The 14096-nt window shown below is 42.9% G+C and carries 13 protein-coding genes; 6 read left to right on the forward strand and 7 right to left on the reverse strand.

The genetic code is table 11. The annotated features are described in order from the left end of the window. Nucleotides 1-62: 62 nt before the first annotated feature. A complete protein-coding gene (gene pdxR, locus AC57BQ_RS24845; protein WP_496408806.1) occupies nucleotides 63-1571 on the reverse strand; it encodes a MocR-like pyridoxine biosynthesis transcription factor PdxR in 1509 nt (502 codons plus the stop codon). A 523-nt stretch (nucleotides 1572-2094) separates the two neighbouring features. Here pdxR and AC57BQ_RS24850 point away from each other — a divergent pair. From AC57BQ_RS24850 to AC57BQ_RS24870, 5 genes are all read left to right on the forward strand, one after another. Next, nucleotides 2095-2736: a pyridoxamine 5'-phosphate oxidase family protein gene (locus AC57BQ_RS24850; protein WP_496408807.1), complete on the forward strand. Its 642-nt coding sequence runs from the start codon at nucleotides 2095-2097 to the stop codon at nucleotides 2734-2736. A gap of 727 nt (nucleotides 2737-3463) precedes the next feature. Beyond that, a complete protein-coding gene (locus AC57BQ_RS24855) occupies nucleotides 3464-3679 on the forward strand; it encodes a hypothetical protein (RefSeq protein ID WP_090472749.1) in 216 nt (71 codons plus the stop codon). A 53-nt stretch (nucleotides 3680-3732) separates the two neighbouring features. Then, nucleotides 3733-5487, forward strand: a complete 1755-nt coding sequence (locus AC57BQ_RS24860) for a S41 family peptidase (RefSeq protein WP_496408808.1) — start codon at nucleotides 3733-3735, stop codon at nucleotides 5485-5487. A gap of 122 nt (nucleotides 5488-5609) precedes the next feature. Further along, entirely contained in the window at nucleotides 5610-6116 is a 507-nt protein-coding gene (locus AC57BQ_RS24865; RefSeq protein ID WP_496408809.1) for a hypothetical protein, read from the forward strand. Nucleotides 6117-6341: 225 nt separating this feature from the next. Continuing rightward, nucleotides 6342-7007: a hypothetical protein gene (locus AC57BQ_RS24870; protein ID WP_496408810.1), complete on the forward strand. Its 666-nt coding sequence runs from the start codon at nucleotides 6342-6344 to the stop codon at nucleotides 7005-7007. 65 nt (nucleotides 7008-7072) lie between these two features. Here the strand turns inward: AC57BQ_RS24870 and AC57BQ_RS24875 are convergent, their stop codons facing one another. Next, complete coding sequence (locus AC57BQ_RS24875) at nucleotides 7073-9538, reverse strand: TonB-dependent receptor (protein WP_496408811.1); 2466 nt, start codon at nucleotides 9536-9538, stop codon at nucleotides 7073-7075. 124 nt (nucleotides 9539-9662) lie between these two features. Between AC57BQ_RS24875 and AC57BQ_RS24880 the strand changes: the two genes are divergently transcribed. After that, nucleotides 9663-10316 (forward strand): metal-dependent transcriptional regulator, encoded by a 654-nt coding sequence (locus AC57BQ_RS24880; protein ID WP_496408812.1) that lies wholly within the window; start codon nucleotides 9663-9665, stop codon nucleotides 10314-10316. 7 nt (nucleotides 10317-10323) lie between these two features. Here AC57BQ_RS24880 and AC57BQ_RS24885 read toward each other — a convergent pair whose 3' ends face one another. From AC57BQ_RS24885 to AC57BQ_RS24905, 5 genes are all read right to left on the reverse strand, one after another. Further along, a complete protein-coding gene (locus AC57BQ_RS24885; protein ID WP_496408813.1) occupies nucleotides 10324-10896 on the reverse strand; it encodes a hypothetical protein in 573 nt (190 codons plus the stop codon). 60 nt (nucleotides 10897-10956) lie between these two features. Continuing rightward, on the reverse strand, nucleotides 10957-11460 hold the full coding sequence (locus AC57BQ_RS24890) for a hypothetical protein (protein WP_496408814.1): 504 nt from the start codon (nucleotides 11458-11460) through the stop codon (nucleotides 10957-10959). A 126-nt stretch (nucleotides 11461-11586) separates the two neighbouring features. Further along, entirely contained in the window at nucleotides 11587-12012 is a 426-nt protein-coding gene (locus AC57BQ_RS24895) for a DUF6326 family protein (protein ID WP_496408815.1), read from the reverse strand. Nucleotides 12013-12343: 331 nt separating this feature from the next. After that, nucleotides 12344-13327, reverse strand: a complete 984-nt coding sequence (locus AC57BQ_RS24900; RefSeq protein WP_496408816.1) for a pyruvate dehydrogenase complex E1 component subunit beta — start codon at nucleotides 13325-13327, stop codon at nucleotides 12344-12346. A gap of 221 nt (nucleotides 13328-13548) precedes the next feature. Next, a complete protein-coding gene (locus AC57BQ_RS24905; protein WP_496408817.1) occupies nucleotides 13549-14094 on the reverse strand; it encodes a dihydrofolate reductase family protein in 546 nt (181 codons plus the stop codon). Between the last annotated feature and the right edge of the window lie 2 nt (nucleotides 14095-14096).

Genomic DNA, 14096 nt, shown 5'->3' on the forward strand with positions numbered 1-14096 from the left:
ATCAAGCCTTTTGGCGGGGAGACGCAATTATGCGTCTCTACAAGAAAAAATGGATAATTATTTTAAATATTGTTGAGTAATTTGGCCAGAATTTCTACACAAAGCTCTAATTCTTCAACAGTGGATGATGCAAAACCAAGCCGGATAGCGTTAGAACCAGCACTCTCGCCACCAAAGTACAGGCCTTGCTTTAAGGCTTTTTGGGATAGCGCGGCCAGGTCGATACGTGCATCAAACTGTGCCCATACGGCCAATCCCCCGTCGGGTACTTTAAATTGTACATAATTGTGCAACTGACTGGTCATCAGATCGCAAAAAACATCGTGCCGTTGCCGGTATACCCGTAATGATTTGCGTAAATGACGCTGAATAATACCGTTTTGCAGTAGCTCAGCAACGGCATTCTCCAGTAAAGCATCCCCCTGGCGGTCAATAATACGGCGCAGACGGGCCAGATGCCCGATCACGTTTTCGGGACCGACAAGGTACCCCACCCGGATGACGGGTGATATGCTTTTCGAAAATGAGCCGCAATACAATACCATACCTGCTTCGTCGGCGCTGGCCAAGGGCATCAGCGGTTTGTTCTGATAGTGGAAATCGTAATCGAAATCGTCCTCAAAAATAATAAAACCATATTTCTGGGCCAATGCCAGGAGTTGTATCCGGCGATCGGCCCGCAAGGCTACGGTGGTGGGGTAGTGGTGGTGCGATGTTACATAAACCAAGCGCACCGGCTGTTGCCGGCAAAGTCGATCGAGCTGATCGATATCCAAACCGTGATCGTCAACAGGTATTTTGACCAGGTTGGCGCCCGCTTGTAAAAAGTTCATTTGCGCGCCCGCCCAGCCTGGTTCTCCGGCCACTACCGTATCGCCGGGCTGTAGCAAGCCGGTGCAAGTTAAATACAAACCCATCACTGTTCCGCGTACAATAAGGATGTTGTTGGGCGTAATACGCAGGCCCCGTGTTTGGTTCAGGTATGTCGCCAGTTCTTCGCGCAGCCAGGCTGTACCCCGGGTGTCGCCATAACCTAAACGGGAATACGGATTGCCGGTTAACAACTGGGTGCGGTATGCTCTTGACAGTTCGGTTACGGGCACCAGGCGTGTATCCGGAAAGCCATCATCAAGATGTAATGATGTACTCAAATCGGCCACTTTGCGGTTAAGGTGCGGGGCGCCATGAATGGCAAAACCGGCCACTTTCTTGGTATTTGCAGAAACGGCGACTAAAGGCTGCGGCTTAACAGCAGGTAAATGCCGGGCTACAAATGTACCACTGCCGGTTTGACTTTCCAGCCAGCCCTGCGCCAGCAATTCATCATAAGCGCGGATCACCGTTTTGCGGTGGATATTTAAGGAAAGCGCCAGCTGGCGAGTGCCGGGCAGCCGGTAACCAGCTGGTAAGGTGCCTGCCTTGATCAATGCCATCAGCTGATTGCCAATTTGTAAATAAACCGACTGGGCAGCGTTTTTATCAATGTTTAAAAGAGATGAAAGTATCTGCATAACAAACTGGACTACCTGTTTTATAATAATTGGATGATTACGGTGATCCAATAAACGCATAATTTTATAAAAAACAAAATGGCAATTAAGAAAGGGGCCTGTGCGAACCCCCTCTCTACAAAGTAATAGTCCATGATTAGGCGGAACTGGCTTTGTTGAGAAATAGCATGGTGCAGAGCCGACTCACCCGGTCTACGCTGCGCTGGACCACCCTCTCTTCGCCTTTGGCGGAAAGAGGGTAAAGAAAAAGTAAAATCCCCTCTATGCGCGAAGCGGAGAGAGGGGTGACGAGCGCAGCGATGTCGGGGTGAGTCGCCTCCGGCGATATTTAATTAAAAAAACAAAAGTATGGTAAGTCAGGAATCACATCTCGTTCAATTGTCCTCTCCGGGTCTTATGAAGGTGATCAGGAGACTTTTAAACCGGGCTATAATCCTGGGTAAGTGTGTACTGGGAGAGCCCCCGCGCGGACATAAAAGCATTAATCATATCCTCGCGTTCTCTCACCGGTAAGAGTAGCTACGGGATTAAGCATAACTATTTATAAATACTTGATCATTAAATACATAAACAAATAAAAACAATGGCAACCCAAAAATCACATCTCGTTCCGAGCCGCTCGGCCAAAAGGGCCAACTATGAACCAGAAACCATCCATAGCATATTGGACGAAGCGCTTTATTGCACCATCAGTTATTCGTTTGAAAATAAGCCGTTTTCTATCCCCACCGCTTTTGTGCGCTATGGGGATAAAATTTACATCCATGGTTCGGTAGGCAGCCACTTTATCCGCGAACTGGAAAAAGGCATCCCGGTTTGTATCACCGTAACGCTTATGGATGCCCTGGTAGTGGCCAAATCGGCTTTTCATCACTCGGTGAATTACCGCTCGGTAGTAATATTCGCGCAAGCCGAAAAGGTGGAAAGTATGGAGGATAAAATAGAAGCTTTTAAATGGCTCACCGATAAAATTGTACCGGGCAGCTGGGATTACCTGCGACCCATTAAAGAAAACGAAGTGCGCAAAACAACCGCCCTGGCTTTCAAGATCGATGAGGCATCTGCCAAGATTCGCTCAGGAATGCCGGTTGACGACGAAGAAGATGAGATACTCCCCATCTGGTCGGGCTTGATCCCGCTGCAAAATGGCCGTGGGGTACCGCTGCCCGATGCTTTTAGTGAAAAAATGCCTTTGCCGGCGCACCTGGTTGGTATGGGGATTTAGTTGGGAGTCTGAAGTATTAAGTCCAAAGTCGGGAGCCTAAAGGAAAAAGCTGGGGTATGTGCGATTCCTTCCTCGGGGAAGGGGAGGAAGGGGTTTAGCCAGACGACTCACCCCGTCTGCGCTCCGCTGGACGACCCTCTCTTCAGCTTCGCTGGAAAGAGGGTTGGGAAATATCATAATAAACACGTCATTGCGAGGTACGAAGCAATCTCTATGCTGTACAGAGCAGCCTATGTGTGTTTGACCTGCCTGTTTAGAGATTGCTTCGTACCTCGCAATAACGTGCGGAGACTGTTCAACTGAAGAGAGGGTGACCAAGCGCAGCGATGGTCGGGTGAGTCGATTCAGCCCAATTTCCACTTCCGCCAAAATTTTCGTATATTTATATCAATCAGCAGCCCGGGTGTCTTTTTAACAGACATCCGGGCTGTTTGGTTAAAGGAGAAACAGGCTCAAAAATAGGTTGTTTTGAACTTAGTTCTTTGATTATCAATAAATTAATACTTTTTAAAGTTTTAAAAACACGTTAAAACCGTGTTAAAATTTGTTAAAAAGTGTTAAAATCGATGGTTTTGAATGAATTTTGGACTGTTTTTATGCTGTTTTCGACCAGAAATTTGTTAAAATTTAAGGTTTAAAAAGTTTTTTTGAAGCGGCTATAAGGCAGCTGATATTTTAAAATTCTGCTGCCGTGTATTTTTTATATTTTTGCTGAAAATAATTAGTCATGGCTGAGATCAGTATCACCAACAAAGATTGGGAGCGCATCAAAATAAAAGTACAACGCAAATATAACCACCTTACCGACGAGCAGTTACAATATGCCGAAGGTCAGGAAGAAAGCCTGATAACCAAATTAATGGACCTGGTGAACCGCGATAGGCAGTATGTTGTGTTCACTTTGAAAAAGGCTTTGGTAAATATTGACAATAACAGGCTGTAAATAAGGCCTGAGTTGTAAAAAACAATAAGCTTTTTTGTATTTTTATAGGCTTAATGACGAAACAGGGTATGGCGATCAATAAAAGATACAAAAAGATAGGTTTATTTGCCGGTATAGCATTGCTGGCAGGCGGCGGGCTGGCTTTTAATGACGACCTGTTCCAGATATCAAAAAACCTGGATGTTTTTGCCTCGGTATATAAAGAGGTGAACATCAACTATGTAGATGACATCAATTCGGCCAAGTTAGTAAAAACAGGCGTTGATGCCATGCTCGACGGGCTCGACCCCTACACCGAATTTGTTCCCGAATCGGAAATTGAAGATTATAAGCTGCACTATGTAAGTACCCAGTACGGGGGCATCGGTTCCAGCATTTTTGCACGCAATGGCAAGGTATATGTATCAGATGTTTTTTCCGGTTTCCCGGCTCAGAAGGCCGATATACACCCTGGTGACCAGATCCTGAAAATAAATGACATTGATCTTACAGGAAAAAATAACGACCAGGTAAGCCTGTTGCTGAAAGGCTCAAAAGGGGCGCCTATCAAATTGCTCATCAAACGCGATAATACACCGCAGCCCTTTGAAAAGAACCTGATCCGCGACGAGATCAAACAACCCAACGTATCCTACTTTGGTATGGTTGACGGCAACATGGGTTACATCAAACTGGATAAATTCCTGGAAAATTCCGCCGCCGAGGTAACCAATGCGTTGGTAACACTCAAAAAGAGCAACCCTAACGGCATCATATTAGACTTACGCTCAAATGGTGGTGGTATACTACAGGAAGCGGTGAAGATCGTGAACCTGTTTGTACAAAAAGATGTGGAGGTAGTATCGCAAAAAGGGAAGATCAAGGATAAAAACTTTACCTATAGTACAGTAAGTACGCCATTAGAGCCCAATCTGCCCCTGGTGGTGCTGGTGAACAGCCACTCGGCCTCGGCTTCAGAAATTGTGGCGGGCTCACTACAAGATCTTGACCGCGCCATTATCATCGGGCAACGCAGTTATGGTAAAGGCCTGGTACAGCAAACTTTTAACCTGCCTTATAACAGCCTGGTTAAAATAACCATCGCCAAATACTATGTACCGTCGGGCCGTTGTATACAGGCGCTTGATTACACGCATCGTAAAGATGATGGCAGCGTAGTAAAAGTTGCCGATTCGCTGATCCATGAGTTTAAAACAAAAAATGGCCGGTCGGTTTTTGATGGCAGCGGCATTTACCCGGATATTTTTATCAAACAGGAAAAATTTGCCAATGTAACCCAGGCCCTGGTAGGCAAACTGCTGATATTTGATTACGCCACGGTTTACCGCGATACACATGCTAAAATAGCCGAACCAAAAGAGTTTAGCCTATCAGATGCTGATTACGGCGATTTTGTAAAATATCTTTCCGATAAAAATTACAGCTATACCACCACTGCAGAAAAGGTGCTGAGCAGTTTGAAAACAGAAGCTACCAAAGAAAAGCAGTTTAATGATATTCAGGGCGAATACGATATTTTAAAATCAAAACTGCTGACCAGCAAAAAGAACGATCTGCAACAGCACAAAGTCGAAATAAAACAGGTTCTTGAAAATGAGATAGCTTCCCGCTATTATTTTGAAAGAGGCCGTTACGAAACCAATTTTAAATACGATAAAGAGCTGGCCCAGGCGGTAAAAACCATGCAGGACAAAGCTCAGCTGGCGTCGATATTAAAGGGTGAGGGTAACTACAAAGTGATCGGAAAACCCGTGCTGGCCATGGCCGGGAAAAAGGCTACGGATAAAGACTCTGACGACGAACAATAGGCTAATTCATTGTATATCAATTTATTGTGTGTTTGTAACTGATTAGTTACTGCCTAAGACGGCGTACTGGCTAAACTTTTGTTTAAGCTTGTTGTCATACATACAAACAACACGAAAAAACAATGAAAAAGATCATTTTAACAGCAGCCATACTGCTTAGCTGCTTATCAGTAAAAATAGCCAGCGCTCAAATAAGCCTAAGTATCAATATAGGCAGCCAACCCGATTGGGGCCCCGTAGGTTATGATCATGCCGATTATTATTACCTGCCTGATGTTGATTCATATTATGATGTGAACGCTCATCAGTATGTTTACCAGAACAACAATGTATGGGTACATGGCGCCTCTTTGCCATCCCGTTATGGCAATTATGATGTTTATCACAGCTATAAAGTAGTAGTGAATCAACGTAATCCATGGGTTCATAATGATGTGATCAGGAAGAAATATGTAACTTATAAAGGTCGCCGCGATCAAACTATCATCCGCGACAGCAAAGAGGTTAAATATAGCAATCACTGGAAAGGTGACCGTGGAAATGGCCGTAAGGTAGTAGTACACAAAACCGTTAAAGATCGCCGTGGCGATGACCACCGTGACCGTGGTGGTGACGGACACAGGAACTAATTATTATTGTTAATTTTTATATACGAAACGAGTCTGCCATAATTGGCGGGCTCGTTTTTTGTAGTATGGGTTTAGATGCAGAAAAAGCCCGAAATAAAAAATTTAAACTTTTTGCGTTAATTAGTGTCATACATGCAAACAATGTTATTAATGAGTGATCGTGGCCTGCTTTTCAACTTAAATGAAATTTTACCACGATACTTATCAACACTAAAAAAAACATAAATGAAAAAGCTCATTTTATCGGCAGTATTGTTATTAAGCTGCTTTGCAATTAAAACCGCCAGTGCTCAGGTAAGCGTAAGCTTAGGGGTAAACATTGGTAGCCAGCCAGCCTGGGGCCCGGTAGGCTACGATTATGCCAACTATTATTACATGCCCGATATTGATACCTATTATGATGTACCAACCCATCAATATGTGTACTTTGACAACAATATATGGGTACACCGCGCTTATTTGCCGGTACGTTACCGCAACTATAACTTATATAATGGTTATAAAGTAGTGATCAACGACCGCAATCCATGGTTAAGGCACGGATACTATAGAGATCATTATGCTGGCTATCGTGGCCGTCATGACCAGGTGATCATCCGGAACAGCCGCGACGCACACTATGCCAACTACTGGCGTGGTAACTATGCCCGCAGAGCGGCTTATGCCCGTCCTCATTATAATGGTGGAAACCGTGGTAATTGGGGTGGCGGTCGTGGACACGGCAACGGTAACTGGGGTGGTGGAAATCACGGGGGCGGACGTCCCGGTGGTGATCACGGAAACCATGGTGGTGGACGCCCAGGTGGAAACCATGGCGGCGGACACGGTCAAGGTGGAAACCATGGCGGTGGTCATGGTGGAGAACATGGCGGTGGCCACGGTCATCACTAATTTATCATATTCAATATATAATAGAAACGGGCTCTCTGCAAAAGGGAGCCCGTTTTTGATTTTTGTTAAAAATGCAGAATGACCTTAAAGCTCAAATTTCGCCCCATATTATAAATACCGGTATGCCCGTTGGGCGATGATTTATAATATTCAAAATACTTTAAGCGGTTCAAATTAGCCTGATAAGCGGTATCAAATAAATTATCGCCCTGGATAAAAAACTCATAGAAAGAAGATTTAGCTTTCTCGGCTTTAATGGTAAAACCCAGGCCCGCGTTAAAAAGGGTATATCCTTTAGTAAAAGTTTCGGTATTATCCAGTGCATAAAAATGGTTCTGATTAGCATAAGCATCGGCCTCAATACGGGCATTTAACTTGGTAAATACACCATAAACTCCCGGCAATGTAGCTTTTAGGGCCGACCGGATATGCAAGGGCGGTATAAAAGGCAAATATTTCGCAGCATCGCCATACTTATCTATCAATTGCTGATTTTTGTTGAGCCCTGTTACATAGGAGATGCTGTTGTCTAAAGCGAGCCATTTAATACTTCGTGGATGCAGGTTCAGCGTTAATTCAGCGCCGTAAAGCCGCGCTTTTGATTGCTGATACTGATAAGTGCTGTTGCCCGGCACAATAATAACGGGATTCCCGTTGGCATCATTCAATTTGGCCTGGTAAATATAGTTGTTGATGCTATTGTTGAATACTTCGGCAATAATGTCCATATCTGGCAGATAGGCAATAAAACCCAGGTCCTCCTGTAAGCTAAATTCGGGGTTAAAACTGCGGTTACCCAGGTAAACAATATGCGCGCCGGGATCAAGCCCGTTTGAACCTATTTCGGTAATGTTTGGCGCGCGATAACCCCGGGCAATATTGGCTTTGAGCAACAGACGATCGCTGATATTATAAGTAAGCCCTAAACTACCCGAAAAGCCCCGGTAATTATGTGTAAAGGCCGGGAATTGCAGACTGGCGCCTGCGGTATCAGGCAAATGTACCTGTTTGCCAAAACCGGTTTGCGCATCTGTGCCCACATAAAAATTGTTCCAGGTTACATGCCTCGTATCGTACCTTAAACCACCAGAGATATCGATTTGTCCAAAGCTTTTTTTGGCAAACAGAAAACCTCCGGCATCAAACAAGTTATAATCGGGTATAGGGAAATCAGTCGCTGCCTTGCTGCGGTTGGTTTGGTACATGCCATTGATACCCGCGGTGGTTTCAACGCCGCCAAATGAAGGCAGATTGTAGCGTACATCATAATTAATGGTATTCAACACAACATAAAGACCTGCCTGTTCCGGAACGGTGGGGTGGTTGTATTCCCTGCGGATGCTTTGCTGAAAGCCCAGTGAGGTATTGATGCTGCCATCGCCGATTTTAAAAGAATTGGTGTTGTATACCCTGTAGTGCTGTATACGCTGGTGTAATGCGGTAATGGCATAAGATCGCAATTCGTCGTTAGAAACTATAGGGCGGTTTTTGATATTGTCTTGTCCGGCCTCATAGATCTGTTGGGTAAAACGGCGACTGAGCGAATCGCGGCTGCCATCGGGGATCTCCTGCCGGTTATCATATAACGTAGCGCCAATTTGTGAGTAACCCCATGATTTGTCGACCCGGGCAATGCCCGACAGGTTAAATTCGCGGAAACCGGTATTATAAACAAAACCGTCGATCTTGTTCTGATAATCATGCGCTGTTTTAGCTGTAGCGCGGAAAGCGTATTTCCAATTGTTCTGCTTGTAGGATAAGCCTACGGAGGTGCCGATCATGCCGTTGTTGGTATGATAATCGGTTATAATATCGCCATTGAGCTTGCCATCGTCGCCATTGGGGATGTAGGGGATCAGATTGATAACACCAGCCAGCGCATCAGAACCATAGGTTAAACTTGCCGGACCTTTTACCACTTCAGCGCGACCAATACCGTATTGATCAATCTCGATACCATGTTCGTCGCCCCATTGCTGCCCTTCCTGGCGGATACCATCGTACAAAGTTAAAACACGATTGTAGCCCAATCCGCGGATAAAAGGTTTGGAGATATTGGGCCCTGTGGTAACCGCGCTTACGCCTGGTACACCTTTAACAATAGCATCAATGATGTTGTTGTTTACATGCTGCTCGATCTCCTTTTTGCTCATTACCGTTATAGGCACCGGGTTGCTGCGTAACTGGGTGGCGCGTGAAACCCCGGTGACTACTACCTCGTTTAGTTTGGATGGTTTTTCTTTCAGGCTCACGTTTTTTATAACCGGTTCATTATCGTTAATGGTAATGCGGATGGTGTCGGCTTCATAACCGATACTGGTAATGGTGATACCGTAGGTGCCTGGAGGAATGTTTTTGATTTCGAAATAGCCCTTCGTATTGGTACTTACGCCTTTCCCGAGCCCTTTAATATTGACCGAAGCGTATGACAAGGGTTCATTATTGGCGGTAACATGCCCCCTTAAAACTCCTGTTTGAGCAAAAAGCTGATTAGTTATCAATAATATAAAAAGTAAAAGTAGTGTTCGCATATAACTTAAATTTATGCAAACATATTTAAATTATTTGATTAATTAAATATATAAAATTAGATAAGACTAATTTTATAATAAACGAAATGATTTTAACTATGTTTGTGTGTAATCATAAAGGTGGATGTACACATTATCAGAGGAGAATTACCTAAAATCAATTTACAGGCTTAGTCAGCAACCTAATTTTAAGATCACGCCAACAGCCATTGCCGAATCGTTGAAGAACAACCCGGCATCGGTAGTGGATATGATACGCAAGCTGACCGATAAGCAGTTGATAGAGTACGATAAGAAAAAAGGCGTAAAACTAACCCCGGTTGGTTTAAAAGACGCCGTATTGATAGTACGCCGTCACAGGCTTTGGGAGGTGTTTTTGTTAGAAAAACTGGGGTATCATTGGGATGAGATCCACGATATTGCCGAAGAGCTGGAACACATCAGTGATGCTTCACTGGCCGACAGGCTGGATAAATTTCTGGGTTTCCCGGAATATGACCCTCATGGTGATCCCATACCAAAAGCCAATGGTAAGGTTCCCAAACCTTATTCGGTAACTTTAGCCGATCTGAAAACAGGGGATACCTGCCGGGTGGCAGCTGTAAAAGATACAAGCAGTTCGTTTTTGCAGTACCTGCAAAAATTGGATATAGGTATTGGTACCAACATCAAGCTGCTGGAAAAAATACCTTACGATAATTCGCTGGTGATCAGTATCGGTGGTAAAGAAAGTACTACCGTATCGCAAAAATTTGGCGAAAATATTTTGGTAGACTGAGAAACAATTACAGGTCTGTCAATAGTTCTGCTGGCAATATTTTGCTTAAAAATGGTTTTTTACTTTTTTCCGCATCAACAAATTTCCATTCTTTAGAGGGTGGAGAGTTTATCGCGTACATTTTTTTAATTATTGCTATTTCATATTTATCAGCAACGGTATCATATTTTACATTTTCTTCCCCATACGTTTTTTGATAAGTAGCTAACATAGAAAATCGGTCCTTTAATTTAGTCGCATCGTTATCTTTTATAAACATTGTCATGGTATATGAGTATTCTACAAGCGCGAATTTTTCGTCCTTAATGATTCTTATATCGCCAATATTCCCAATTTTAGAATTGGAAAACTTGAACGTAAAGTCAGGATTGTTGAAAATATTTTTGAAACCGGCAGCCAATTGATCGGCGCTTACAAAGGTTAGTAGTTTAGGGTATATAAAATTTACGGTTTTTTCATATTCACCTTTTTCAAATAGGTTCATATAAGAACTTATATCTGCTGTAATTTGGGCCTTCTCATCCTGTGAATATCCTCTAAAACATGAAAGACAAATAAGAAGTGCAATGATTACCCTCATACGCTGTTTCCGTCAGATGAAAGAAAATGATATTTAAAACCGGTAAATAATCGCAGGTCTTTATTGTGTTTTTCCGTTTATCTTGGCCGATTCTTCCAGTTCATTATCAACCTGGTCGTCAAAATACAGACGGTATATCACCCAATCATTTTTTGGTTTGTAAAACATGAAGGTAAAACGTACCGGTTGGTTCTGATGTTTAACCAGGTAACTATACAATATCAGACTGTTTGATGCTTTGCGCTGTACAATCAGCTCCTTACCAATATACAGACCGATCAGAGCACGGGTGGTATCAATTTTGGCTATCAGTCCTCTCAAACTGGTTGAATCAACCAGCGGGTTTGTTTTAAAAATGTTGATGATAGCTCTTGAAGTACCATCTTTTTCATACGTTTTAAAAAATTTATCAATGTAAGTTGTCGCGCCGGTAACAGTGGCGGCTGGCGCTTTAGTCGCCGTGGGTGCAGCCGCCGGGGTTTGCGCATAAGCGCTGCCACAGATAATACAGGCTATTGCTAATAGAAATATTGACTTTAATGCTTTTGGATTGAAGTATTGCATACCGATGATTTATTAGCTAAAAATAAGTAATTAAATAATATCAATCCTGGCGTACGGTAAAATGGTGGTAAAATTTATAAAGAACGGGGCGATCGGGCAACAAACAAGCTGCTTTTTATAGGGAGATCATCCCTCTTTGGGCCACCGCCATGCATACCTTACAATTAAGCAGGTAGTTATAATTTCAATAACGCCCAAATAGGTATAAAAAATCATCCATTTATGAATAGAAGTGCCAACCACTAATAGCATAACCAATGTAAAGAATATCCCAACCATGATGTTAATCAGCCGGTTTACTTTGGGCCTTAGTATTAAGGATAAAAATATCATTACCGGAGGTATAGACAACAGTATGGCATACATAAGCAGCACCAGTGGGGTAATTGGCCCTGCCCCGGATTGGCCATTCATCAGACCCTTAATTCTGCCTGGTACAAATAGTGAAAAGAAGTCGCCATAGATATAACAGAACATTACGGAGATCCATAATGCCGAAAGTTTAATCTTTACATTTATTTTGAAGTCCTGATAATTAGCTACTGAGCTCATTAGATAGGGGTAAAGAATAAAGTGGTTAAAGTTTTTTGTTTTGACGATAGTACAGTTGAATTGTTACAATCAAAAGCCAAACAAGAGAAGAGGAGTGAGTAGACTAAAATTTAGCCAAAATCATGGTTTACACTGTAAACCGTTTTTTGTGGCAAAATAAAAAATAATTAATTGATTATCAATCGATTAAATAAGTGTAACCCGTAAAAAGTGTAAACCATGTAAACCCACTTTTTAATAAAATATTCAATGGTAGAACTATCTCAACTCACATGAAATAAAAAAGCCCCGGCCAATCGGTCGGGGCTTTATATAATATGGTATAACGTTATTATTTAGTAACGTACATTACCTCTTTAACCGCTTTAATAACACGCTCCGGATTTGGCAGGTATTCCTGGATCAGGGTTGGTGCATAAGGCAAAGGAACGTCGCCACCCATAATGCGTAATATAGGTGCATCAAGGTAATCAAACGCGTCTTTTTGTACTTTAAAGGCAACTTCTGTAGCGATTGAACCTAAAGGCCAGCTTTCTTCAATGATCACTAAACGGTTTGTTTTTTTAACCGATTCAATCACTGTAGCGTAATCGATAGGACGTACAGTACGCAGGTCGATCACTTCGGCATGGATACCTTCTTTTTCCAGTTCGGCGGCAGCAGCTACAACCACTTTCATGATCTTACCAAAGCCTACCAAAGTAACATCGGAGCCTTCTTTAACAACTTTTGCTTTACCTAATGGTATATAATAAGTTTCTTCAGGAACCTCGCCTTTATCGCCATACATTAATTCAGATTCCATGAAAATAACGGGATCCGGATCAAGAATAGCTGATTTTAATAAACCTTTAGCATCGTAAGGGTTTGATGGTACTACCACTTTTAAACCAGGGCAGTTGGCATACCAGTTTTCAAAACACTGACTGTGCTGTGAGCTTAACATACCCGCATTACCGGTTGGGCCGCGGAAAACGATCGGAACCGAGAACTGGCCACCGCTCATAGACATGATCTTGGCTGCACCGTTGATGATCTGGTCAATAGCCACTAACGAAAAGTTAAAGGTCATGAACTCGATGATCGGGCGCAATCCATTCATGGCAGAGCCAATGCCTATACCGGCAAAGCCTAATTCAGAGATGGGCGTATCAATAACGCGTTTGGCACCAAATTCATCCAGCATACCCTGGCTTACTTTATAGGCGCCATTATATTCGGCAACCTCTTCACCCATCAGGTATATTTTATCGTCGTTGCGCATTTCTTCGACCATGGCCTCTCTTAGCGCTTCTCTGAACTGTATTTCTCTCATTATATTTATATAAAATGATGTTTTTTGCGACCGCAAATATAAACACTAATGTGTAAAATGCAATCCCTAAGCCCGTGCAGATAAGCTTTTACCGCATATATTTTACAAAAATCAGTACATTGGATAAATAAACCTTACACCAATGAAATTTCCATCATTGAAAAATCTTGCTGAAGGCATCATTGATACCGTAAAACGTTACCCCTTTGAAATTTTGGTTTCTACAAATTATCCAACACACTCATATCAAATTTGGGTTTGAGGGTGTATTTCAATTGTACCAAGCCGCTGCTGAATTGTTCACTGCCAATGAGTATGAGTTCTGTGCGTTCTTTTATATTGATAAAAAGCGGTTTGCCGGCGCCTAAAATTACCGGATGTACAGAAAGTAATAGCTCATTGATCATGTTATGAGCTATAAATGCCGATACCAGTTCCGCCCCGCCAAACAACCATATATTGGCGCCGGGTTGATTCCTGATCTCTTCTATACGAGTTTTGAAATCGGCTTCAGTAATAATTTCAGCGTTACCTTCAACTTTTGTCAGGGTATTGGAGAAAATGTACATTTTAATTGCCGAAAATACCTCAGGACTATCGCGCATGAGCATCTCATAACTTATTCTCCCCAAAAATATGGCATCGGTACTGCCTAAAAACTCGGTCATGCCATAATCCTGATCGGCAAAACACCAATCATACTCGCCATTAGGGCCTTCAATGTAGCCGTCAAGGCTCACAGCCAGGTTCAAAATTATTTTTCGCATAG

This window comes from Mucilaginibacter sp. BGA-UO-ETr-C110, from assembly GCF_059567985.1.

Excerpts from the sequence above, each read along its gene's own strand:
- pdxR (WP_496408806.1), bottom strand. The coding sequence starts at position 1,571 with ATGCGTTTATTGGATCACCGTAATCATCCAATTATTATAAAACAGGTA.
- AC57BQ_RS24850 (WP_496408807.1), top strand. The coding sequence starts at position 2,095 with ATGGCAACCCAAAAATCACATCTCGTTCCGAGCCGCTCGGCCAAAAGG.
- AC57BQ_RS24855 (WP_090472749.1), top strand. The coding sequence starts at position 3,464 with ATGGCTGAGATCAGTATCACCAACAAAGATTGGGAGCGCATCAAAATA.
- AC57BQ_RS24860 (WP_496408808.1), top strand. The coding sequence starts at position 3,733 with ATGACGAAACAGGGTATGGCGATCAATAAAAGATACAAAAAGATAGGT.
- AC57BQ_RS24865 (WP_496408809.1), top strand. The coding sequence starts at position 5,610 with ATGAAAAAGATCATTTTAACAGCAGCCATACTGCTTAGCTGCTTATCA.
- AC57BQ_RS24870 (WP_496408810.1), top strand. The coding sequence starts at position 6,342 with ATGAAAAAGCTCATTTTATCGGCAGTATTGTTATTAAGCTGCTTTGCA.
- AC57BQ_RS24875 (WP_496408811.1), bottom strand. The coding sequence starts at position 9,538 with ATGCGAACACTACTTTTACTTTTTATATTATTGATAACTAATCAGCTT.
- AC57BQ_RS24880 (WP_496408812.1), top strand. The coding sequence starts at position 9,663 with ATGTACACATTATCAGAGGAGAATTACCTAAAATCAATTTACAGGCTT.
- AC57BQ_RS24885 (WP_496408813.1), bottom strand. The coding sequence starts at position 10,896 with ATGAGGGTAATCATTGCACTTCTTATTTGTCTTTCATGTTTTAGAGGA.
- AC57BQ_RS24890 (WP_496408814.1), bottom strand. The coding sequence starts at position 11,460 with ATGCAATACTTCAATCCAAAAGCATTAAAGTCAATATTTCTATTAGCA.
- AC57BQ_RS24895 (WP_496408815.1), bottom strand. The coding sequence starts at position 12,012 with ATGAGCTCAGTAGCTAATTATCAGGACTTCAAAATAAATGTAAAGATT.
- AC57BQ_RS24900 (WP_496408816.1), bottom strand. The coding sequence starts at position 13,327 with ATGAGAGAAATACAGTTCAGAGAAGCGCTAAGAGAGGCCATGGTCGAA.
- AC57BQ_RS24905 (WP_496408817.1), bottom strand. The coding sequence starts at position 14,094 with ATGCGAAAAATAATTTTGAACCTGGCTGTGAGCCTTGACGGCTACATT.